The 21,325-nt window shown below is 65.6% G+C and carries 19 protein-coding genes; 2 read left to right on the forward strand and 17 right to left on the reverse strand.

The genetic code is table 11. The features are described 5' to 3' along the window. Positions 1-67 precede the first annotated feature (67 nt). The 16 genes from AC1DT6_RS00795 to apbC all read right to left on the reverse strand — a co-directional run bounded on the left by AC1DT6_RS00795 (position 68) and on the right by apbC (position 17,340). Positions 68-1,048 (reverse strand): quinone oxidoreductase family protein, encoded by a 981-nt coding sequence (locus AC1DT6_RS00795; RefSeq protein ID WP_441624987.1) that lies wholly within the window; start codon positions 1,046-1,048, stop codon positions 68-70. 177 nt (positions 1,049-1,225) lie between these two features. After that, a complete protein-coding gene (locus tag AC1DT6_RS00800; protein WP_045235955.1) occupies positions 1,226-3,490 on the reverse strand; it encodes an arginine/lysine/ornithine decarboxylase in 2,265 nt (754 codons plus the stop codon). A 152-nt stretch (positions 3,491-3,642) separates the two neighbouring features. Beyond that, a complete protein-coding gene (gene dcd / locus AC1DT6_RS00805) occupies positions 3,643-4,209 on the reverse strand; it encodes a dCTP deaminase (protein ID WP_017230746.1) in 567 nt (188 codons plus the stop codon). A 203-nt stretch (positions 4,210-4,412) separates the two neighbouring features. After that, positions 4,413-5,243, reverse strand: a complete 831-nt coding sequence (locus AC1DT6_RS00810; RefSeq protein ID WP_441624990.1) for a formate dehydrogenase accessory sulfurtransferase FdhD — start codon at positions 5,241-5,243, stop codon at positions 4,413-4,415. A gap of 57 nt (positions 5,244-5,300) precedes the next feature. After that, entirely contained in the window at positions 5,301-5,843 is a 543-nt protein-coding gene (locus AC1DT6_RS00815) for a superoxide dismutase family protein (RefSeq protein WP_441624992.1), read from the reverse strand. Positions 5,844-5,856: 13 nt separating this feature from the next. Then, positions 5,857-6,258: a hypothetical protein gene (locus tag AC1DT6_RS00820; protein WP_441624994.1), complete on the reverse strand. Its 402-nt coding sequence runs from the start codon at positions 6,256-6,258 to the stop codon at positions 5,857-5,859. Between the two features lie 48 nt (positions 6,259-6,306). Continuing rightward, positions 6,307-7,515: a formate dehydrogenase subunit gamma gene (locus AC1DT6_RS00825; protein ID WP_441624996.1), complete on the reverse strand. Its 1,209-nt coding sequence runs from the start codon at positions 7,513-7,515 to the stop codon at positions 6,307-6,309. Positions 7,516-7,555: 40 nt separating this feature from the next. Continuing rightward, positions 7,556-7,789 carry a hypothetical protein gene (locus AC1DT6_RS00830; RefSeq protein ID WP_441624998.1) on the reverse strand — a complete coding sequence of 78 codons (234 nt, stop codon included), beginning with the start codon at positions 7,787-7,789 and terminating at the stop codon, positions 7,556-7,558. Next, complete coding sequence (gene fdh3B, locus AC1DT6_RS00835) at positions 7,786-8,454, reverse strand: formate dehydrogenase FDH3 subunit beta (RefSeq protein WP_441625000.1); 669 nt, start codon at positions 8,452-8,454, stop codon at positions 7,786-7,788. Before fdh3B ends, AC1DT6_RS00830 begins: the two co-directional genes overlap by 4 nt. Positions 8,455-8,491: 37 nt before the next feature. Then, positions 8,492-11,509 (reverse strand): molybdopterin-dependent oxidoreductase, encoded by a 3,018-nt coding sequence (locus AC1DT6_RS00840; RefSeq protein ID WP_441625002.1) that lies wholly within the window; start codon positions 11,507-11,509, stop codon positions 8,492-8,494. Between the two features lie 56 nt (positions 11,510-11,565). Further along, positions 11,566-11,775, reverse strand: a complete 210-nt coding sequence (locus AC1DT6_RS00845; protein ID WP_441625004.1) for a formate dehydrogenase — start codon at positions 11,773-11,775, stop codon at positions 11,566-11,568. Between the two features lie 207 nt (positions 11,776-11,982). Continuing rightward, positions 11,983-12,621 (reverse strand): TorD/DmsD family molecular chaperone, encoded by a 639-nt coding sequence (locus AC1DT6_RS00850; RefSeq protein ID WP_441625022.1) that lies wholly within the window; start codon positions 12,619-12,621, stop codon positions 11,983-11,985. A 107-nt stretch (positions 12,622-12,728) separates the two neighbouring features. Then, positions 12,729-14,897: a 4Fe-4S binding protein gene (locus AC1DT6_RS00855; protein ID WP_477114414.1), complete on the reverse strand. Its 2,169-nt coding sequence runs from the start codon at positions 14,895-14,897 to the stop codon at positions 12,729-12,731. 100 nt (positions 14,898-14,997) lie between these two features. Beyond that, the gene (locus AC1DT6_RS00860) at positions 14,998-15,651 is read right to left on the reverse strand and encodes a DUF3306 domain-containing protein (protein ID WP_477102993.1); all 654 of its coding nucleotides are present in this window, start codon (positions 15,649-15,651) and stop codon (positions 14,998-15,000) included. 16 nt (positions 15,652-15,667) lie between these two features. Beyond that, complete coding sequence (locus AC1DT6_RS00865; RefSeq protein WP_441635531.1) at positions 15,668-16,246, reverse strand: DUF3305 domain-containing protein; 579 nt, start codon at positions 16,244-16,246, stop codon at positions 15,668-15,670. A 5-nt stretch (positions 16,247-16,251) separates the two neighbouring features. Further along, on the reverse strand, positions 16,252-17,340 hold the full coding sequence (gene apbC, locus AC1DT6_RS00870) for an iron-sulfur cluster carrier protein ApbC (RefSeq protein WP_035863737.1): 1,089 nt from the start codon (positions 17,338-17,340) through the stop codon (positions 16,252-16,254). Between the two features lie 305 nt (positions 17,341-17,645). Between apbC and AC1DT6_RS00875 the strand changes: the two genes are divergently transcribed. Both AC1DT6_RS00875 and metG read left to right on the forward strand, forming a co-directional pair. Then, entirely contained in the window at positions 17,646-18,278 is a 633-nt protein-coding gene (locus AC1DT6_RS00875) for a YiaD family glycine zipper/OmpA-like lipoprotein (protein WP_035863736.1), read from the forward strand. Between the two features lie 313 nt (positions 18,279-18,591). Next, the gene (gene metG, locus AC1DT6_RS00880) at positions 18,592-20,661 is read left to right on the forward strand and encodes a methionine--tRNA ligase (protein ID WP_477102994.1); all 2,070 of its coding nucleotides are present in this window, start codon (positions 18,592-18,594) and stop codon (positions 20,659-20,661) included. 104 nt (positions 20,662-20,765) lie between these two features. Here metG and bamE read toward each other — a convergent pair whose 3' ends face one another. Then, complete coding sequence (gene bamE, locus AC1DT6_RS00885; protein WP_441635526.1) at positions 20,766-21,314, reverse strand: outer membrane protein assembly factor BamE domain-containing protein; 549 nt, start codon at positions 21,312-21,314, stop codon at positions 20,766-20,768. Positions 21,315-21,325: the final 11 nt, after the last annotated feature.

A 21,325-nucleotide genomic window follows, 5' to 3' on the forward strand; every position in this document is an offset into this window, starting at 1 on the left:
CGGCCGTGGCCGCCGGCAGCAAGAAGGCCCCGCGAGTCGGGGCCTTCTTGCTGCCGTGACACGAATATCAGGGCAGCAATACGATAGCGCCGGTGGTAGCACGCGCCTCCGCTGCACGGTGCGCTTCGGCCACCTGCCCAAGCGGATACCGCGCGCCGACGGCTGCCCGGATCGCACCCTGCCCGATGGCCTGGAATACGTCCGCCGCGTTGGCGCGGAAGGTCTGCGCATCGGCGTTGTGCGGGAACACCGACGGCCGCGTCAGGAACAGGCAGCCCTTCTTGTTGAGCAGTTCGGGCTCGATGGCCGGCGCCGGCCCCGAGGCCGCGCCATACAGCGCCACCAGTCCGAACGGCGCCGCGCAGTCCAGCGAACCCATGAAGGTGTGCTTGCCCACGGAGTCGTAGACCACGCGCGCCTTGCGTCCGCCGCTGGCGTCAATCACCTGGCGCACCCAGTCCGGCTGCGAATAGTCGATGGCGATATCGCACCCTGCCGCCAGCGCGACTTCGCATTTTGCCGGCGAGCCCGCGGTGCCGATCACCGTGGCGCCGAGCGCCTTGGCCCAGCTGCTGAGAATCTGCCCCACGCCACCCGCGGCGGCATGCACCAGCACGATGTCGCCGGCCGCCACGCGATGCGTCTTCCTGACGAGGTATTGCGCTGTCATTGCCTTGAAGAAGACTGCCGCCGCCGTGACGTCGTCAATGCCGTCGGGCAACTTGACCAGCTTGTCGGCCGGCACGTTGCGCCGGTCGGCATAGGCGCCGATGCCGGCATGCATGTAGACCACGCGGTCGCCTTCGCGCAGGCCGGTCACGCCCTCGCCCACGGCCTCGACCACGCCGGCGGCTTCGTGGCCCAGCCCCGTGGGCGACGGCAAGGGATACTTGCCCGCACGCTGGTAGATGTCGATGTAGTTGAAACCGATCGCGGTCTGGCGCAGTTGCACCTGGCCGGCCGACGGCGCCGGCAGCACCGACGTCACCAGGCGCATCACTTCAGGACCACCGAACTCTGTCAATTCCACCGCACGTGCTGATGCCATTTCCGCTCCGTCGAAGTTGCTTGGATAGGTCCAGTCCCGGCCACTACCGCGGGGCACGAGCCAGGATACAGAGCGCAACTCTATCGCAATCTCGCGCGTGGCGCCGGCCTGCCCGCCGAGGCCGGGGAAAAGAAAAAGGGCCTCGCGCATGCGAGGCCCTTTTTCCATCGACTTGCCTTACTTCACGCAATCCACGAAGTACGCCTTGCCGCCGCCTTCGACCTCTTCCTCGACCAGGCCGTGGATGTCGGTTTCGAAACCGGGGAACAGCTTGTTGAAGTCGCGCGCGAACTTCAGGTACTGCACGATGATGCGGTTGAAGCGTTCGCCCGGGATCAGCAGCGGGATGCCCGGCGGGTACGGCGTGAGCAGGATGGCGGTGACGCGGCCTTCCAGTTCGTCGACCGCCACGCGTTCGATCTCGCGGTGGGCCATCATGGCCCAGGCGTCCGAGGGCTTCATCGCCGGCTCCATATCCGACAGGTACATCTCGGTGGTCACGCGTGCCACGTCGTTGGCCTTGTAGACGCTGTGGATGGCGTCGCACAGGTCGCGCAGGCCGAGCTTCTCATACTGCGGATGCTTGCCGACGAATTCCGGCAGCACGCGCCACAGCGGCTGGTTCTGGTCGTAGTCGTCCTTGAACTGCTGCAGCTCCGTTACCAGCGAGTTCCAGCGGCCCTTGGTGATGCCGATGGTGAACATGATGAAGAACGAGTACAACCCGGTCTTCTCGATGATGATGCCGTGCTCGGCCAGGTACTTGGTGACGATGGCCGCCGGAATGCCGCGATCGCTGAACTCGCCGTCCACGTCCAGGCCCGGGGTGATGATGGTGGCCTTGATCGGGTCGAGCAGGTTGAAGCCATCGGCCAGGTCGCCGAAGCCGTGCCAGCGTTCGTTGGCCTTGAGCATCCACTCTTCGCGGTCGCCGATGTCGTCCTCGACCAGCGCCTCGGGGCCCCACACCTTGAACCACCAGTCGCCGTTGTTGCCGGCATCGTAGTCGCCTTCCACCTTGCGCATGGCGCGGCGGAAGTCCATCGCTTCCTGGATGCTTTCCTCCACCAGCGCGGTGCCGCCCGGCGCTTCCATCATCGCCGCCGCCACGTCGCACGAGGCGATGATCGAGTACTGCGGGCTGGTGGACGTATGCATCAGGTACGCCTCGTTGAACCGATAGCGGTCCAGCTTGCGCGTGTCCGAATCCTGCACGAGGATCTGCGAGGCCTGCGACAGGCCGGCCAGCAGCTTGTGCGTGGATTGCGTGGCAAAGACCAGCGCGTCCTTGCTGCGCGGGCGGTCTTTACCGATCGCGTGCATGTTGCGATAGAAGTCGTGGAATGCCGCGTGCGGCAGCCAGGCTTCATCGAAGTGCAGCGTGTCGATCTCGGTGGCCAGCATCTCCTTGATCTGCTCGGCGTTGTACAGCACGCCGTCGTAGGTGCCCTGGGTGATGGTCAGGATGCGCGGCTTCTGGTTCTTGGCCTGGCTGGCGAACGGGTGCGCGGCAATCTTGCGGCGGATGGTTTCCGGATCGAACTCGCTCTTCGGGATCGGGCCGATGATGCCGTAGTGATTGCGCGTGGGCATCAGGAACACCGGAATCGCGCCCGTCATCATGATCGCGTGCAGGATCGACTTGTGGCAGTTGCGGTCCACCACCACGATGTCGCCCGGCGCCACGTTGGCATGCCACACCATCTTGTTCGAGGTGGACGTGCCGTTGGTGACAAAGTACATGTGGTCGGAGTTGAAGATGCGCGCGGCATTGCGCTCCGATGCCGCCACCGGGCCGGTGTGGTCAAGCAACTGGCCGAGTTCATCGACGGCGTTGCAGACGTCGGCGCGCAGCATGTTCTCGCCGAAGAACTGGTGGAACACCTGGCCGACCGGGCTCTTCAGGAACGCCACGCCGCCGGAGTGCCCCGGGCAGTGCCACGAGTAGGAGCTGTCCTGCGCGTAGGCGATCAGCGCCTTGAAGAACGGCGGTGCCAGCGAATCCAGGTAGACCCTGGCTTCACGGATGATGTGGCGCGCGACGAATTCCGGCGTGTCCTCGAACATGTGGATGAAGCCGTGCAGCTCGCGCAGGATATCGTTGGGGATATGCCGCGAAGTACGGGTCTCGCCGTACAGGAAAATGGGCAGGTCGGTATTGCGGCGGCGCACTTCGTTGACGAAGGCACGCAGTTTCTCGATGGCCGCGGCTTCGGGCCGGTCGTCCTCGCTGACGAACTCATCGTCGTCGATCGACACGATGAACGAGGAGGCACGGCTGGACTGCTGCGCGAACGAGGTCAGGTCGCCATAGCTGGTCAGGCCCATCACCTCCATGCCTTCTTGCTCGATGGCCTGCGCCAGCGCGCGAATGCCCGAGCCGGAAATGTTCTCGGAGCGGAAGTCTTCATCGATGATGATGACGGGGAAGCGGAATTTCATTTGGCATCCTTGGACGGCAAGAAGGACTTGAGCCACATGGCCCGGGGACTCATCCCCCTGGGTCGGCATGTGGCTCGACGTTCAGGCTTCGCGCGCGGCCCGGCTCGCCTGCTGTGCTACCGGTCGTGCCGCAACGCGCGCATTGTATGCGATCAGGTTTTCGGCAGTGTGACACCCTGCTGACCCTGGTACTTCCCGCCGCGATCGCGGTAGGAAGTCTCGCAGATCTCATCGCTTTCGAAGAACAGCACCTGCGCACAGCCTTCGCCGGCGTAGATCTTGGCGGGTAGCGGCGTGGTGTTGGAGAACTCCAGCGTCACATATCCTTCCCATTCCGGTTCGAACGGGGTCACGTTGACGATGATGCCGCAACGCGCGTAGGTGCTCTTGCCCAGGCAGATGGTCAGCACGCTGCGCGGAATGCGGAAATACTCCATCGTGCGGGCCAGCGCGAAGGAGTTCGGCGGGATGATGCAGACATCGCCCTTGAAGTCGACAAAGGACTTCTCGTCGAAGTTCTTGGGATCGACGATGGTGCTGTTGATATTGGTGAATATCTTGAATTCGTCGGCGCAGCGGATATCGTAGCCGTAGCTCGAGGTGCCGTACGACACGATCTTGCGGCCGTCTTCCTCCCGTACCTGGCCGGGCTCGAACGGCTCGATCATGCCGTGCTGTTCCGCCATGCGGCGGATCCACTTATCGGATTTGATGCTCATAGGGGTATCGGGATGAACAAATGAGGGCAGGCTCGGGCGCGGTCAGGACTGACCGGGAACACTGCTCGCATTTGCTCACAGGCGCGCCGGACCTGCCGGGGCCTTGCGATGGGCCGCATTGTACAACCAAAAACCGGCGCCCCCGCCGCAATAGCACCCGTCCCTGCGGCACATGGCTGGGACAGGCGGCCCGGAGCCCCGCCTCAGGCGGTAGCCTGCTCCGGTAACTGGTGCCGGAAGCGCCCGCGGCCGGTATAGAGCAGGAAATGACGTCCGGTGCACCGCGCGAACAGGGCCAGGTTGACGCGCCGGGCCATCTGGTAGCCCATCTGGGTCACGCCCGAGCGCGACAGCAGGAAGGGAATGCCCATCTGGGCGCCCTTGATCACCATCTCGGAGGTCAGCCGGCCGGTGGTGTAGAAAACCTTGTCGGCGCCACTCATATCCTCCAGCCACATCAGGCCGGCGATGGCATCCACGGCGTTGTGCCGGCCCACGTCCTCGATGAACATCAACAGCTCGCGCCCGCGGAACAGCGCACAGCCATGTACCGAGCCGGCCTGCTTGTAGACCGACTGCTGCAGCCGGATGGTATCGACGATGCTGTAGAGCGTTTCCTGGTCCAGGGTGGCGTCGTCCGGCAGGCGGATATTGTCGACCTCGTCCAGCAGCGAGCCGAACACCGTGCCCTGGCCGCAGCCGGTGGTCACCACGCGGCGGGAGGTACGCTCCTCGATACGGTCCACGCCCGTGCGGGTCGTGACGGCGGCGGATTCGGTTTCCCAGTCGACCTGGATCGCGGCGATATCCTCGATCGACTCGACCAGGCGCTGGTTGCGCAGGTAGCCCAGCACGAGTGCCTCGGGCGCACCGCCCAGCGTCATCAGCGTCACCAGCTCCCGCTTGTCCAGGTAGACCGTGAGCGGACGCTCGCCCGGCAGGAAGGCCGGCCGCACGCGCCCCTGCTCATCGACCACCTCGACTTCTTCGATCAGGGGAACGCAAGCATGGGTGAGTTCGGGACGCAGGGGCATGGGTAGGGGAAAAATGGATGGGCAGCGCGACCGGGCGGCGCTGCCCTGCCCCGTCCGTCAGGACTTGGCGATCACGCCGCAGGCGATGCGGCCGCCGGAGTTGCCGGTAGGCTGGGTCTTGTAGTCGTCCGGGTCCTTATGCACGACCACCGCGCGGCCCACCACGCTGTTCGGGCCGGGGGCCACGGTCACGTCGGCCAGCTCGAAGCTGGCCTGGGCGCGCCCGCTGGCGTCGGCCTTGAGGTTGTTGATATCGCCGGCATGATGGTCGGGCATCGACATCGATCCGTGCGGCTTGGCCGTCGGGTTGAAGTGACCGCCGGCGCTCATGGCGTCGGGCGTGGAGCAGTCACCCTTCTCGTGCACGTGGAAACCATGCTCGGTATTGGGTGGCAAGCCCGTCACATCGGCTTTGACCAGCACCGTGTTGGCGCGCTGGGTGAATGTCACGCTGCCCTGCGTCGCGGTGCCGCTCTTGGATGCCAGCGCGGCGACAGCGGTGTCCGAACCATCTCCCATTCCCGTACCGGCGCAGCCGGCCAGGCCGCCTGCCAGGGTTCCCGCTACCGCCAGGCCGAAAAGTACGCGTACATGCTTCATGCCGAACCTCCTCTCACGGTGATGTCCGGGGCGATTGTACCGCTCCGGTGCCCGGCGCTGCGGCCGGTTTGTGATCCGAAGGTGCCGCGACAGGGGCGGTGGACGGGCCGCCGGCGGTAGCGGCGGCCTCCCCGGTGGCGGGCGCCGCCGCCACAAATGGTCCCGGATCGGCACACGGCGGGGCTGCCGCGCCGGCCGGTACTTCTTTGCCCTTGGCTTTCATATCGTTGAAATAGTACGCAGCCGTCTTGTCTTGTGAACGGCAGAGCTGGTAGGCGGCCACCTTGTCGGCCCAGGCTGCACGTGCCTTGGCCTCGTCGGCCTTGAGCTTTTGCGCTTCGGTAGGGGGCGGCAGCTTGGCCAGGGCGCCCGTGCCGCCAAGTGCGAGGGCGAGCAGCAGCAGGATGCGTTTCATTGGTCTGATTCCTCTTCCTCGGGATCTGTGGCGCGGCGCCGCGTTCGCTCAGGCTTCGCCGGTGCTGGCCCGGCCACCGGCACGCTCGCCGGGTTGCGGCTCGGCCGCCCGCTGCGCCGGGATCTTGCCGGACTTGATATCGTCGTACCAGAGTTCGTGATGCTCCTTGGCCCAGGCTTCGTCGACCCAGCCGTCGCGCATGGCGCGGTAGGCGCCTTCCATGCCGATGGTGCCCATGTAGATATGACCGCAGGCCATCGCCATCATCAGCACCGCCGCGATGCCATGGATCACATTGGCGATCTGCATGGTGGCACGGTAGAAATCCATGCCAGGCACGATCATGTCGAGCACCCAGCCGGAAGCGGACAGGATCAGGCCGAACAGCACCAGCCCACCCCAGAACCATGCCTTTTCGCCGGCGTTGAAGCGCCCGCTTGGCACATGCTTGCCGGAAACGAGCCCACCCAGCTTGGCGAGCCACTGCCAGTCCTCGCGGGCAGGCAGGTTGTCGCGCACGAAGATCACAAAGCCGACGATCACGGCCAGCGTGAAGACCGGCCCGACGATGTTGTGGACGTTCTTCAGCAGGTAGGTCAGCCAGCCGAACAAGGTGTGGCCCATCAGCGGCAGCAGAAAATGCTTGCCGAACAACATGACGATGCCCGAAACCGCCAGCGTGACGAATGAGATCGCCATGGTCCAGTGCACCACGCGCTCCAGCGGCGTGAAGCGCTGGATCATGCGGCCGGTACGCGGCGTCTTGAGCGGGATGGTGCCGCGCCAGAAAAAGAAGGCCAGGATCGCGGCGGGCACGGCGACGATCAGCCAGCCACCCCAGACCGTGATCACGCCGTTGCGGAACAGCCGCCACTTCTGGCCGGTGCGCTGGATCAGCACGCCGGCCTCCTTGGCGGGCAGGCTGCTGTAGTGCGCCTGGTCGGAATTCACCTCGCGCCACACCGGCGCGTTATTGCCGGGCTGCGATTGCGTGCGCGCCTGCTGGGCCTGCGCCTCGGCGGCGATATCGCGCTTGGGCACATTGAAGATGTTCTCCGACGCGATGCCCGCGAAGGGCTGGACCGGGTGCGTGGCCGGATTGTTCGCGTCGGCAGTCACCGCGGCGGCAGGCGTGGCGGGCGTGGCCTGTGGCGACGATGCCTGGGCCCGCGCGGCGCCAAGCGGCGCCAGCAAGGCCAGCGCGCAGGCCACTCCCGCCAGGTAGCGGAACCAGCCAGGATTGAGCGTCGGCTTCATTTGCCCTCCATCGGCTCGGCCGGGGTTCGCGTTGCCGGGGTCATGGCGTGCGGTTGTATTCGTTCTGGTTCTGGTTGCGCTCGTGGATCTGGTTCTGCCAGCTGGTCTTGTCGCCCGGCGTCCAGCCCTTGGCCACGAAGGGATCGCCCGGCGCGCCCTCGTAAGCCGGCGCGTCGGATTTCTTGTGCGCCGCGGTGGATGTCTGCGGGCGTTCGCCGCAGGCGGCCAGCACGGTGCTGCCGGCGGCCAGCAGGATCATGAGCAAGCGGGTCATGATGGCTGCGCTCCGGACGCGGCTGGTGCGACAGGCGGCGGTGCCGCGGGCGCGCCCGGGGCTCCCTGCGCGGCGCCCTTGTTGCCATAGGCCGTCCCCCAGCCGAACACATCGCCGCCCTTGCCGCGCTTGATCACGCGGTTGCGCAGGATGTCGGCGATCACGTCGCCATCGCCGCCCAGCAGGGCCTTGGTCGAGCACATTTCCGCGCACAGCGGCAGCTTGCCTTCGGCCAGGCGGTTGCGGCCGTACTTCTCGAACTCTTCCTCGCTGCCGTTCTTCTCCGGGCCGCCCGCGCAGAAGGTGCACTTGTCCATCTTGCCGCGCACGCCGAAAGTCCCGGCGCTGGGGAACTGGGGCGCGCCGAACGGGCAGGCGTAGGAGCAGTAGCCGCAGCCGATGCAGACGTCCTTGTCGTGCAGCACCACGCCGTCGTCGGTGCGGTAGAAGCAGTCGACCGGGCAGACCGCCATGCAGGGCGCGTCCGAGCAATGCATGCAGGCCACCGAGATGGACTTCTCGGCGCCGACGATGCCGTCGTTGACGGTCACCACGCGGCGCCGGTTGACGCCCCACGGCACTTCGTGCTCGTTCTTGCAGGCGGTGACGCAGCTATTGCATTCGATGCATCGCTCGGCGTCACAGATGAATTTCATGCGTGCCATGGTCGTTCCTTGCCCTTGATCTCAGTCTCTGTCGCAATCAGGCGAACCGTTCGATCTGGCAGATCGTGGTCTTGGTTTCCTGCATCATCGTCACCGCGTCATAGCCATAGGTGGTGGCGGTGTTGACCGCCTCGCCGCGCACGATCGGCATCGCGCCCTCGGGGTAGTAGTCCTTGAGGTCCTTGCCCTGCCACCAGCCCGAGAAGTGGAACGGGATGAAGGCGGTATCCACGCCGACGCGCTCCGTCACCAGGGCACGCACCTTGATGCGCGCGCCGGGGGGTGTGCTGACCCAGCAGAAGTCGCCATTGCGAATGCCTCGCTCGGAAGCCGCGCGCGGGTTGATCTCGACGAAGTTCTCCTGCTGCAGTTCGGCCAGCCACGGATTGGAACGAGTTTCCTCGCCACCGCCCTCGTACTCGACCAGGCGGCCCGAGGTGAGGATGATGGGAAACTTCTCATAGAGCTTGTTATCGATATTGCGCTGCTGCAGTGACTTGTACAGCGTGGGCAGCCGCCAGAACGCCATCTTGTCGTCATGCGTCGGGTACTTGGCGACCATGTCGGGCCGCGTGGAATACAGCGGCTCGCGGTGCTGCGGGATCGGGTCGGGGAAGTTCCACACGATCGCGCGCGCCTTGGCGTTGCCAAAGGGGTGGCAGCCATGGTTCTTCAGCACCACGCGCTGGATGCCGCCGGACAGGTCGGTCTTCCAGTTCTTGCCCTCGGCCTTCTGCTTCTCGGCGTCGGTCAGCTCATCCCACCAGCCCAGCTTCTTCAGCAGCACATGATCGAACTCGGGATAGCCGGTGGTGATGTCCGCGCCCTTAGAGCATGAGCCATCCTCGGCAAGCAGGCTGACGCCATCGCGCTCCACGCCAAAGTTGGCGCGGAAGTTGCCGCCGCCGTCCATGACGTGCTTGCTGGTGTCGTACAGGTTGGGCGATCCCGGGTGCTTAAGCTCCGGCGTGCCGTAGCAGGGCCACGGCAGGCCGAAATAATCGCCCGTCAGGTCGTAGCCGGTCACCGGATCCTTGCCGCCCTTGCAGCGCAGCGTGCGCACATCGAACATCTGCATATTGCGCATATGCGACTTGAGCCGCTCGGGCGATTGCCCGGTATAGCCGATGGTCCAGTTGCTGGCGTTGATCTCGCGCAGGATGGACTCGGGCTCCGGCTCCATCCAGGTACGCCCCGCGCGCTTGACCTCGAGCAGCTTGAAGTTCTTCGACAATTCCTTGCCAAACCCCAGGCGATCGGCGAAGGCCTGCATGATGGTGTGGTCCGGCATGGACTCGAACAGCGGCTCGATCACCTTCTCGCGCCATTGCAGCGAGCGGTTGGAGGCCGTGCAGGTCCCGGAGGTCTCGAATTGCGTGCAGGCCGGGAGCAGGTAGACCGCTCGGTTCGGGTTGACCTTGTCGCCTTCGGCCGGCGGCATATTGGCCATCGCCGCGGTGGCCGACGGATAGGGGTCGATGATCACCAGCAGGTCGAGCTTGTCGAGGGCCTTCTTCATCTCCAGCCCGCGCGTCTGCGAGTTGGGTGCGTGGCCCCAGAAAAACACGCCGCGGACGTTGTTGTCCTGATCGATCAGGTCGGGCTTCTCGGTGACGATATCGATCCATCGCGATACGGTGGTGCCGGACTTCTCCATCATCGCCTGCGAGGCGTACTGTTTCTTGATCCATTCGTAATCCACGCCCCACACCGCTGCGAAATGCTTCCACGCGCCGGTGGCCAGGCCGTAGTAGCCCGGCAGCGAGTCGGGGTTGGGGCCCACGTCGGTGGCGCCCTGCACGTTGTCGTGGCCGCGGAAGATATTCGCGCCGCCGCCCGACACGCCGATATTGCCCAGCGCCAGCTGCACCAGGCAGGAGGCCCGCACGATCGCGTTGCCGATGGTGTGCTGGGTCTGGCCCATGCACCACACCAGCGTGCTGGGGCGGTTCTTGGCCATGATCTCGGCAACCTGGTGGACCTGGGCCTCGGGCACGCCGCAGACTTCCTCGACCTTGTCCGGCGTCCACTTGGCGAGGACTTCCTCCTTGACCTTGTCCATGCCGTAGACGCGGTCGTTGAGATACTTCGGGTCTTCCCAGCCGTTCTTGAAGATGTGGTACAGCACGCCGAACAGGAAGGCGATGTCGGTGCCGGAGCGGATGCGCACGTAGTAATCGGACTTGGCCGCCGTGCGTGTATAGCGCGGATCGACCACGATCACCTTGCAGCCATTCTCCTTCGCGTGCAGCAGGTGCAGCATCGATACCGGGTGCGCCTCGGCCGCGTTGGAGCCGATATACAGCGCCGCCCTGGCGTTCTGCATATCGTTGTACGAGTTGGTCATCGCACCGTAGCCCCAGGTATTCGCCACGCCGGCCACCGTGGTGGAGTGGCAGATGCGAGCCTGGTGGTCGGTGTTGTTGGTGCCGAAGAACGACACCCACTTGCGCAGCAGGTAAGCGCCCTCGTTGCTGTGCTTGGAGGAGCCGACGAAGAACATCGAGTCCGGCCCGGTCTGCTGGCGGATCTCCTTCATCCTGGCGGAGATCTCGTCGAGCGCCTGGTCCCAGCCAATGCGCTGGTACTTGCCGTTCACCAGCTTCATCGGGTACTTCAGGCGATACTCGCCATGGCCGTGCTCGCGCAGCGCGGCGCCCTTGGCGCAGTGCGCGCCCATATTGATCGGCGAATCGAAGACCGGATCCTGGCGTACCCATACGCCGTTCTGCACCACCGCATCGACCGCGCAACCCACCGAGCAATGGCCGCAGACGGTGCGGCGCACCACGATATTGCTCTTACCCTCGCCGCCGCTCCCCGGCGCATCCGCGGCGTCCGCATGGCGCAACAGCGTCAGTTGCGAGGCCGCCAGACCCGCCCCCACCCCGATGCCGGAGCGCTTGAGGAAACTGCGGCGGTCCATGGTGGGCATCGCGCCAGCCAGGCCGGCGGCCAGGCGGTCGGATAGCCTGCCGGTGGCATGCCCGGCCACGGTGCCGGCCAGTTGCGAGGATGCGCTGCCCTGCGCCGCGCGCTTGCGGGTCAAGATCATGTATCACCCCTGGATGGAAACGAGGTCGAACGGGCGCGCACAAGACGCGACTCGGCTCACACCAGCGTTGTCCGGTAGTACTTGCGAATGTGTTCGGTAACCCGGTAGCCCTCGCCGTCGCCGGGCGTGACATCCGGAATGGCCGCGGCCTGCGTGGGCATGGCCGGTCCGCGCGCGGTCAGCGCAGCGGCCGCGCCGGCGGCGGCAACAACCCCCGTGCCGGCGAGAAAAGTACGGCGTGCGACCCTGGGCTGCTTGTCTTTCATGTGGGGCTCCTCGGCAGATTAAAGCCGATAACCAATCCTGTTATGTATTCTTTTGCCTATTTTAGATTGATATGTGCTGAAAGACCATGCAATACGCGGGTTTTTACTGATACCTGCGTTTAAAAAATGCCATGCCCGGCTTGTTTGAAACAAGGTTGCAGGCGAGGCCGCCTCCTTCCGGCGATCCCGGCGATCCGCCTTGAAGGCTCAGCGCATGTCGAGCGCGATCGCCTCGACCGCCATGAAGGCTTTCAGCAAAGCGGCTACCTGTACATAGAAACGGGCTTGCGGATGCGCCGCCATGGCATCGCATAGCGTCTCCACCCATGGCTGAACATGGCGCGCAAAGAAGTGTTGCTGCTCTGCGAGATTGGAAACACCCGCATCCTCGCCCGCCACCAGGAAACGCATCACTTCGCACAGCGTGGCGATATGGTCCTCTGTCTCGCTGACATTGTCCTGGCGCACCAGGCCATAGCGTGCCAGGTCGTCTCGCAGCGCCACCACAGGGCGTTCGTTGAGGAAACCGGTCTGGTAGTAGGAGCCGTAGAGGAGGACTTCCGGCTTGCCCACGCCGATGAACAATTCCTGGTACTCGTCGGCCGTCTCGGCGGCCGTCGCGATCGATGCTGCATCGCACAAATCATTCCAGGCTTCGCCCAGCGTGGTCGCGGCGTCCTCGCCAATGGCGCGGTTGGCGGCGATATGGTGCAGCAGCGCGGCATCTGGCGCGCGATACAACAGCGTGGCCAGCAGACCGTACAGGTCAGCGCGAGCGGTGTCCTCGGCATTGGCCGTGGCTTCGATGACCGGGGGAATCAGCTGGATGGGCTGGAAATCTGTCATTTCGTGATGGTTCTCAAGGGTACCGGGAGACCGGATTGCTGACTTGGCCGGCGCAAGCGCGCCTTGCCGCTCACGCGGCAAGGCACGCTTGCGTCCCACCGGCTGTACTACTGCACCACGGTACCGCTTGGGGTGCCGTTGCTCTTTTCCATCATATCGACGACGCGGCAGTCGCCACACATCTTCAGGCGTTCGGCAGCCTCGCCGGCGAACGCGGGGTGGTCCGCGAGCCTGGCCAGCATGGCATGCACCATCTGCGCGGTGCCAAACGGCTTGGCGCAGCGGATGCAATGGAAGGGTTGGGTTTCGGCCAGTGTTACCGTGCGGCGCGCGTCCTCGCCGGTCAGCAGCCGCGGCACCAGGGTGATGGCATCTTCCGGGCAGGTGCTTTCGCACAGGCCGCACTGTACGCAGTTGCGTTCCAGGAAGCCAAGCACCGGACGCTCGGGATTATCGCGCAAGGCCTGCGAGGGACAAGCACCGACGCAGGCCATGCAAAGCGTGCAGCGCGTGGTATCGACAGCTACCGCACCCAACGGTGCCCCGGCCGGCAGCGGCACGCTGGCCTGAGAGCGCGGCGCCTTGCGCACCAGGTAGTCGAGCGCGAAATCCAGCGTCTCGCGTTTGGCTGCCGCGGCATGGAACAGCGCCGGCGGGAGTGCCGGCCGGCTGCTCGATTGCGCCAGTTGCGCCAGTTGCGCATCCAGCGTGGCGGCATCAGGGCCATCCACCAGCGACAGGCATTCGCCCTCATAGCCAAGGCCCGCGAGAATCGCCTGCCCTACCGCCATCTGCTCTACCAGCGCCGTGCGATATTGCGGCGCTTCGTCGCCCGTGAACATCACCGCGACGCGGCTGGCGCCCCAGCAAATGGCCGACAACCACAACTCAAGTCCGCTCGCGGCCGGATGGAACAGCGCCACCGGTATCACATTGGGCGGCATGCCGCTCGCCTGGCCGGCGCGCGCGGCGCGGCCCAGCGCCAGGATGGGAGCGTTACCGTATTCCTCGCCGTGCAGCAGCAGCACGGCGTCGCGGCCACCTGCCGCGCGGTAGGCCGAAACCAGGGTGCGCAAGCGCTCGCCGAGATAGTCCGGCTTGGGGTAGGCGTAGCTGATGGCACCGGTCGGGCACACCGTCGTGCAGGCGCCGCAGCCCATGCACAGGTTGGGCGTGACCTCGATACGGCCGCGCCCGTCATGCCATTGCGAGCGGATCGCCTCGGTGGAACAGATATCGATGCAGGCCGTGCAGCCGGTGGTCTTGTTGCGGCCATGCGCGCAGATTTTCTCCTTGTACTGGAAGAACTTCGGCTTCTCGAACTCGCCCACCATCTGGACCAGGGCCAGTGCCTGCGCCTGCTGGCGCACCGGATCCGCGCCGGCGTAGAGGTAGCCTTGCGGCGGCGAGTGCATGGTGAAGGCCGGCGTATCGGCCAGGTCGAACACCAGGTCGAAGCGCTCGGTGGCGGTCTTGACGGGACGATCGAAGTCGATCGCGGCGGCGGCCCCGCAAGCCTTCACGCAGGCGCGGTGGGAACGGCAACGGTCCAGGTCGACCTGGTAGCTGAAATCAATGGCGTCCTCGGGGCACGCCTCGATGCAGGCGTTGCAGCGCGTGCAAAGATCCAGGTCGATCGGGTTGCCGCGCCCCGCGCCGGTCTCCCAGCTTGCCTCGAAGGCGCCGAGCCAGCCGCCGAGCTTGACCAGCTTGCCGCTGTGCACCGGGAAGTCCCGCGAGGCGGGCTGAGTGGCTGCGCCCATGGCCTCACCGGTGCCGCCCAGCAGCACCGACACTTCCATGCCGGATTCGGCCAGCTTGCCGGCCCAGGGCATGGCACGGGCGGCCGGGCCGAGCACCAGCACGGCTCCGCCCGAACGGTAGTCCACCACGGGCACCGGCTCCGGATCGGGTAGCGCGGCAGCGGCCAGCAGCGCGGCGATCTTGGCGTTGGCGGTCTTGGGATCGCGCCGCGCCCCCTGCGACCATCCGCCGGTTTCCCGGATATTGACGAAGCGCACCGGTGCCGTCATGGTGCCTTCGGCCTGGCGCCGGGCAGCTACCTCGGTGAACAAGGCGCGCTCCTGCGTGCAGGCCACGATGACATCGTCCGTGCCATCGAGCGCGGCAGTGAAGTCGCCGATTTCGCGGCGGCACAGCAAGTGGTGCACCTTGAGCGGCGGGCTGGTGCCGCCTGCGGTCGTGGAACCATTGCCCGACAGCGTCGCCCCGTCAAGCGGCATGGTGTCGTTGCAATTGCAAATCAGCGTCGGCATGGCGATGCGGCTGGCCGGCGTGGTTGCTCCCTTTTTAAGGAGTCTTGCGGCCGGCGAATTGTGGGGGGAAGCCCATTGTAGGCCGCCGCGGCGGCAGCGGCTACGCGTGTTTGCCTGGGGCGGAATCGTCCGTCTGGCGCTCCGTGCCCGGCAAACCGGGCCCGGCCGCGACTGGCGTGGGTGCGATTGGATCGCCACCATGTTCTTGCGCGCCCCCCTGCATTTCAGGCGGCACTGCATCCACAGGCTCCGGCGTCGCGGACTGGCCAGGGCTGGCCTGCTCCGCCTGCGGCACCGCAGCTCCGGGCGCATCCGGCGCCTGTTCCGCCGCGCGTGCCGCAGCCAGTTCGTCGTCGGTCGGCGCGAACAGGCCCAGCGTCTCGGACTGGCGCATGCGCCGCAACACATCGAGGGGAATCGGGTCGGGCTTGCTGTAGTCGTCGATGTAGATATCGAGCCCGTCCATCACATTGAAATGCGGATCGGCAAACAAGGTCTTGAGCGCGGCGCGCTTGACGGTTTCGTCTACGCCGCGCGCCACGAATCGCGCGATGCTGTCGCCCGGCTGCAGCAAGGCGGCGTCGGCAAGCGTGGGAAGGGGCTCGGCCGGCGCGGCAGGTTCCACCTGCCACCGGTCAGCGGGGGCTGGCGGTTCGGCCGGCACGGGTGGCGCCGGCTCGGGCGCCAGCGGCTGCCCCTGGCGCGCCGCGGCCTTGCGGCGTGACCAGCGCGACAGGAAAGTGTCATCGCTCATGCGGTACCAGCCTGCATCAGTAGCGCGCCCGGTCCTCCGGCGCCTTGAACGATTCCGGGCGGCGGCGTTTCTTGGGCTCCGGGCGGTAATGCTCTGCCACGTAGGCGCGCAGCCAGTCGAGTTGCTCGGGCGCCAGCGGCACATTCTCGACGGTTTCGCCGGCATCGAGCCAGCGTCCGGCCTCGTTGTAGGAGAGTGTCACGGTGACCGGCAGCGGCAACGGCTCGCCATCGTCCGATGCGGGGACGGCGGCCTGGCCGCCCTCCTCCGCCATGCGCCAGAGCACGAACCAGCAGGGCGCGGTGGAGGTCAGGTTGAGGTAATACCCCTCCGCCTCATCGCGGAACAGCGTGACGCCGTAGCCTGGATACAGCCAGCGCGCGCCATGCTCGTCCTGCGCCAGGCAGTGCGGCACGGCACCGAACTCGCCGAGGTCGGGCAGGACGGCGTCGAGTTCCCATTTCCACGGTTGCCAGGGGCTGCGCAGCGCCACGCGGCGCATCACCACGGCCATGGTGACGCCGGGCCGGCCAGCGGGCACAGCATCTGCCCCGGTGGCCGGGATGCCTGCGGCGGGATCGGCTGGCGTGCCCATGGCGTTCAGGTGTTCTGCACCACGATGCTGGGGAACTTGCTGGTCATGTCGCGGGCACGGTCGGCCACCTTCACGGCCACCTTGCGCGCCATGGCGCGGTAAAGCTCGGCGATCGGGCTGTCAGGGTCGGACACCACAGTCGGGCGGCCAGTGTCGGCCTGCTCGCGGATCGAACGGTTCAGCGGCATGCTGCCGAGCAACTCCACGCCGTAGTCCTCGCACATCTTCTCGCCGCCGCCTTCGCCGAAGATATGCTCGACGTGGCCGCAGTTCGGGCAGCAGTAGACCGCCATGTTCTCAACAAGGCCGAGAATGGGAATCCCCACCTTCTCGAACATCTTCAGGCCCTTCTTGGCGTCCAGCAAGGCAATGTCCTGGGGCGTCGTGACAATCACGGCGCCCGTAACCGGCACTTTCTGCGACAGCGTCAGCTGGATGTCGCCGGTGCCCGGCGGCATGTCGACGATCAGGTAATCGAGATCGTGCCAGTTGGTCTGGCGCAGCAACTGCTCCAGCGCCGAGGTCACCATCGGGCCGCGCCACACCATGGGATTGTCCTGCTCGATCAGGAAACCGATGGAGTTGGCCTGCAGGCCGTGGCCTTCAAGCGGCTCCATGGTCTGGCCATCGGAGGACTCGGGGCGGCCGTCGATGCCGAGCATCATCGGCAGGCTGGGACCGTAGATGTCGGCGTCGAGCATGCCCACGCGGGCGCCCTCGGCGGACAATGCCAGCGCCAGGTTGACGGCGGTGGTGGACTTGCCCACCCCGCCCTTGCCCGACGCCACGGCGATCACGTTCTTCACGCCCGGCAGCAGCTTGACGCCGCGCTGTACGGCATGCGCCACGATCTTCATGCTGACGGCCACGCTGGCATTGGTCACGCCCGGCAGTTGCCGCAGCGCAGCAACCACCTGCTTGCGGATCGGTTCCAGCTGGCTCTTGCCGGGATAGCCCAGCTCGACTTCAAGCGACACATCGCCGCCTTCGACCCGAACGTTGCGGGCAGAGCGGGTAGACACCAGATCCCGGCCCGTGTTGGGGTCGATCACGGTGCGCAGGACTTCGGTAACCTGGTCGACGGTGAGGCTCAAGACAATCTCCGCTACTGAATATGGGGAAGGCGCGTACTGTATCAAAGTATGAGCGAAGCGCAGGCGGCAGGTGGCGCGCGGACGACAAGCCCCTCACGCGGGCGTGGAATTACACGCACTTACAACTGTCACAGCAACAGACTTGTGCACCCGGCTTCATCTCCTTATTGTAGTGCGCCAGGAACGCACGCCAGCGGAATACCGCCCGGACTCTTGTGTTCACGTGCCGTCCGCGTTATTTCTAGTGGTGTAGCTCACACCACTTCAACAATCATCTCAACAAGATCCGTCCTGAAGGAGAAAGCATGAAATTCAAGCTTGCCAGCCTTGCCGTTGTCGCCATTCTTGCCGCCGGCTGCGCTACAGAACAAGGCACGCAGACCGCGGTCGGAACCGGTGTGGGCGCTGCGGTCGGTGCCGGCCTGGGCAACCTGATCGGCGGTAACACTACCGGCACGCTCGTCGGCGCGGCGGTAGGCGGGGCACTCGGCGGAGCTACGGGTTACAACTGGAACGCGATCCGCGGCAAGCTGAACAAGGACACTGCCGGCACCGGGACCCAGATCACCGAGCAGCCGGATGGCTCGCTGAAGGTAAATATCCCGAGCCAGGTAACCTTCGACACCGACAGCGCCACCATCAAGCCCTCGTTCCGCTCGGTGCTGGACCAGGTTTCGCAGACCCTTGCCCAGCAACAGGACGTCTCCGCCACCGTGGTCGGCCATACCGACAGCACGGGCAATCCCAGCTACAACATGCAACTGTCGCAGCGCCGCGCGCAGAGCGTGGCGACCTATCTGGGTGACCGCGGCGTGGCCCGGACCCGCCTGGCAGCCGAAGGCCGGGGGCAAACCCAGCCCTTGGCGGACAACGCCACTGAGGCGGGTCGCGCACAAAATCGCCGGGTCGAAATTTATTTGAAACCAATTCAGCGATGATGCTGTCATAGAAACAGGTACCGCTTGTCACCGTTGCTGGCTCGCGATGGGTGGCTGACCTCCCGGGCGGTACCTGATTTCTCCTCCTTTTCCGTTGTGGAAAGCTGCGCCGGTACTAACCGGCGCTTTTTTTGCCCAGAAGTTTTTCAGTGCCTTTTCAGGCACTTACAGCACTCTCTTCCCGCTCCGCCCTGCCGGAGTGCACGCGCTGCCTGCCCCGCTTGCTAGAATAGCCCTCTCACGGTGCCCGCCTGATTCTCGCGGCGGCGCCCCCGCCTTACTGTCCAACCCCCTCCTGACCGGCAATTTTTCCATGACCGCACGTCGCATCCTCGTCACATCTGCCCTGCCATACGCCAACGGCCAGATCCATATCGGCCACCTGGTGGAGTACATCCAGACCGACATCTGGGTGCGCTTCCAGCGCATGATGGGCAACGAGGTGTACTACGTCGGCGCGGACGATACGCACGGCACCCCGGTGATGCTGCGGGCCGAAAAGGAAGGCATCACCCCCAAGCAGCTGATCGACCGCGTGTGGACCGAGCACAAGCGCGATTTCGACAGCTTCATGGTGTCGTTCGACAACTACTACAGCACCGACTCCGACGAGAACAAGCAGCTCTCCGCGAAGATCTACCTGGCGCTGAAGGCCGAAGACCTGATTGCCGAACGCGAGGTCGAGCAGTTCTACGACCCCGTCAAGAACATGTTCCTGCCGGACCGCTTCATCAAGGGCGAGTGCCCGAAGTGCGGCGCCAAGGACCAGTACGGCGACTCCTGCGAGGTCTGCGGCACCACCTACGTGCCCACCGACCTGAAGAACCCGTATTCGGTGGTGTCCGGCGCCACGCCGGTGCGCAAATCTTCCGCCCATTACTTCTTCAAGCTCTCCGACCCGCGCTGCGAAACCTTCCTGCGCGAGTGGGTGGCCGACCTGGCCCAGCCGGAAGCGGCCAACAAGATGCAGGAATGGCTTGGCGCCGAAGGCGAGGCCTCGACGCTGTCGGACTGGGACATCTCGCGTGACGCGCCCTACTTCGGCTTCGAGATTCCCGGGGCACCCGGCAAGTACTTCTACGTGTGGCTGGATGCGCCGATCGGCTACTACGCCAGCTTCAAGAACCTGGCCGAGAAGAAGGGCATCGATTTCGACGCCTGGGTAGGCCCGCATTCCACCGCCGAGCAGTACCACTTCATCGGCAAGGACATCCTGTATTTCCACACGCTGTTCTGGCCGGCCATGCTGCGTTTCTCGGGCTACCGCACGCCCACCAACGTGTTCGCGCATGGTTTCCTGACGGTCGACGGCGCCAAGATGAGCAAGTCGCGCGGCACCTTCATCACCGCGCAGAGCTACGTCGATACCGGCATGAACCCGGAGTGGCTGCGCTACTACTTCGCCGCCAAGCTCAACGCCAGCATGGAAGACCTCGACCTCAACCTCGACGACTTCATCGCACGCGTGAACAGCGACCTGATCGGCAAGTACGTGAATATCGCCAGCCGCGCTGCCGGCTTCCTGGTCAAGCGCTTCGATGGCGTGGTGGACGAGGCCGCGCTGGCCCACCCGCTGCTCAAGCAACTGCGTGAAGCCGCGCCGCAGGTGGCGCACTTCTATGAGGGCCGCGAATACAGCAAGGCGCTGCGCCTGGTGATGGAACTCACCGATGCAGTGAACGCGTTCGTCGACACCGAGAAGCCGTGGGAACTGGCCAAGGACGAAGCCAGGCGTGCCGCCCTGCACGCCGCCTGCTCGGTCTCGCTGGAAGCCTTCCGCCTGCTCACCGTCTATCTCAAGCCGGTGGTGCCGCAGATGGCCGCGGGCGTCGAGCGCTTCCTCAATATCGAGCCGCTGGACTGGCGCGGCATCGACAAGCAGCTGTCGGCCTCGCGTCCGGTGCAGCCGTACTCGCACCTGATGACCCGCGTGGATGCCAAGCAGGTCGATGCCCTGCTGGCCGCCAACCGCGATTCGCTGCAAGCCACCGCCCCCGCCGCCACGGCGGACGATGCCGCCGCCTCGATCGAGCCGATCGCCGAGACCATCACCATCGACGACTTCGCCAAGATCGACCTGCGCGTCGCCAAGATCGTGGCATGCCAGAAGGTGGAAGGCTCGAACAAGCTGCTGCAGCTGACGCTGGACCTGGGCGAAGGCAAGACGCGCAACGTCTTCTCCGGCATCCAGTCGGCCTACACGCCCGAACAGTTGGTGGGCAAGCTCACCGTGATGGTGGCCAACCTGGCGCCGCGCAAGATGAAGTTCGGCCTGTCCGAAGGCATGGTGCTGGCCGCTTCCGCGGCGGACGAGAAGGCCACGCCCGGGCTCTGGATCCTGGAGCCGCACGAAGGCGCGGTCCCGGGCATGCGTATCCGCTGATGTACCGAGGCGGTGAGGCGCGCCCGCGTTGATCCGCCAATGCCGCAACGGCGCCGGCGTCGATTGACGCCGCGCCGCCAGCAAGCCCCGCTGCCCGTAGTGGGCTAGCCGCCCTGCATCTTGGAGGGATCGTCGCTGCGCGAGGTGTGGGTTACCTTGCCGTCGGCGTTGAAATGCACGTTGAAGAAGGCCTTCTCCTGCGAGCTTTCCCACCAGCGATAGCCCCAGACCTCCTCCTTCTTGAGCGCGAAGGCTTCCACCTTGGTGGGCTTGCCCAGCAGGCGGCGGATGTCGTCGCGGCTCATTCCGGCCCGCACGCGCGCGAAGTTTTCCGCTGTCAGCACCTGCTCGACGGCGCTCACCTTGCCGTCTGCGCCGATCGTCACCATCCAGGTAGTGCCGCCCTCCGGCCCGCGCGGGTATTCGAGGCGGCGCCCGCCCCCATCCTCTTCCCAGACAATCTCCGGGCGCCCGGCCTGGCGCCGCACGTCCTCCTCGCCCGACTCGCCCACCACGATGCCCTTGAACAGCTGGCTATCGGGCTTGACCGAGTTCCAGGTAGAGCGCGCGGCATCACCCGCCTTCTTCATCGCTTCGTCGACCTTCTGCTGGTCGCACCCGAACAGGGCAAGCACGGAGGAAATCAGTCCCATGGCGGCAAGGC

The sequence above is a fragment of the Cupriavidus sp. 01L45 genome, assembly GCF_056399885.1.

Excerpts from the sequence above, each read along its gene's own strand:
- AC1DT6_RS00815 (WP_441624992.1), bottom strand. The coding sequence starts at position 5,843 with ATGAAGCATGTACGCGTACTTTTCGGCCTGGCGGTAGCGGGAACCCTG.
- AC1DT6_RS00875 (WP_035863736.1), top strand. The coding sequence starts at position 17,646 with ATGAAATTCAAGCTTGCCAGCCTTGCCGTTGTCGCCATTCTTGCCGCC.
- fdh3B (WP_441625000.1), bottom strand. The coding sequence starts at position 8,454 with ATGGCACGCATGAAATTCATCTGTGACGCCGAGCGATGCATCGAATGC.
- AC1DT6_RS00840 (WP_441625002.1), bottom strand. The coding sequence starts at position 11,509 with ATGATCTTGACCCGCAAGCGCGCGGCGCAGGGCAGCGCATCCTCGCAA.
- AC1DT6_RS00855 (WP_477114414.1), bottom strand. The coding sequence starts at position 14,897 with ATGCCGACGCTGATTTGCAATTGCAACGACACCATGCCGCTTGACGGG.
- AC1DT6_RS00825 (WP_441624996.1), bottom strand. The coding sequence starts at position 7,515 with ATGAAGCCGACGCTCAATCCTGGCTGGTTCCGCTACCTGGCGGGAGTG.
- AC1DT6_RS00800 (WP_045235955.1), bottom strand. The coding sequence starts at position 3,490 with ATGAAATTCCGCTTCCCCGTCATCATCATCGATGAAGACTTCCGCTCC.
- AC1DT6_RS00865 (WP_441635531.1), bottom strand. The coding sequence starts at position 16,246 with ATGGGCACGCCAGCCGATCCCGCCGCAGGCATCCCGGCCACCGGGGCA.
- dcd (WP_017230746.1), bottom strand. The coding sequence starts at position 4,209 with ATGAGCATCAAATCCGATAAGTGGATCCGCCGCATGGCGGAACAGCAC.
- AC1DT6_RS00845 (WP_441625004.1), bottom strand. The coding sequence starts at position 11,775 with ATGAAAGACAAGCAGCCCAGGGTCGCACGCCGTACTTTTCTCGCCGGC.
- AC1DT6_RS00795 (WP_441624987.1), bottom strand. The coding sequence starts at position 1,048 with ATGGCATCAGCACGTGCGGTGGAATTGACAGAGTTCGGTGGTCCTGAA.
- metG (WP_477102994.1), top strand. The coding sequence starts at position 18,592 with ATGACCGCACGTCGCATCCTCGTCACATCTGCCCTGCCATACGCCAAC.
- AC1DT6_RS00820 (WP_441624994.1), bottom strand. The coding sequence starts at position 6,258 with ATGAAACGCATCCTGCTGCTGCTCGCCCTCGCACTTGGCGGCACGGGC.
- AC1DT6_RS00810 (WP_441624990.1), bottom strand. The coding sequence starts at position 5,243 with ATGCCCCTGCGTCCCGAACTCACCCATGCTTGCGTTCCCCTGATCGAA.
- AC1DT6_RS00830 (WP_441624998.1), bottom strand. The coding sequence starts at position 7,789 with ATGACCCGCTTGCTCATGATCCTGCTGGCCGCCGGCAGCACCGTGCTG.
- AC1DT6_RS00860 (WP_477102993.1), bottom strand. The coding sequence starts at position 15,651 with ATGAGCGATGACACTTTCCTGTCGCGCTGGTCACGCCGCAAGGCCGCG.
- bamE (WP_441635526.1), bottom strand. The coding sequence starts at position 21,314 with ATGGGACTGATTTCCTCCGTGCTTGCCCTGTTCGGGTGCGACCAGCAG.
- AC1DT6_RS00850 (WP_441625022.1), bottom strand. The coding sequence starts at position 12,621 with ATGACAGATTTCCAGCCCATCCAGCTGATTCCCCCGGTCATCGAAGCC.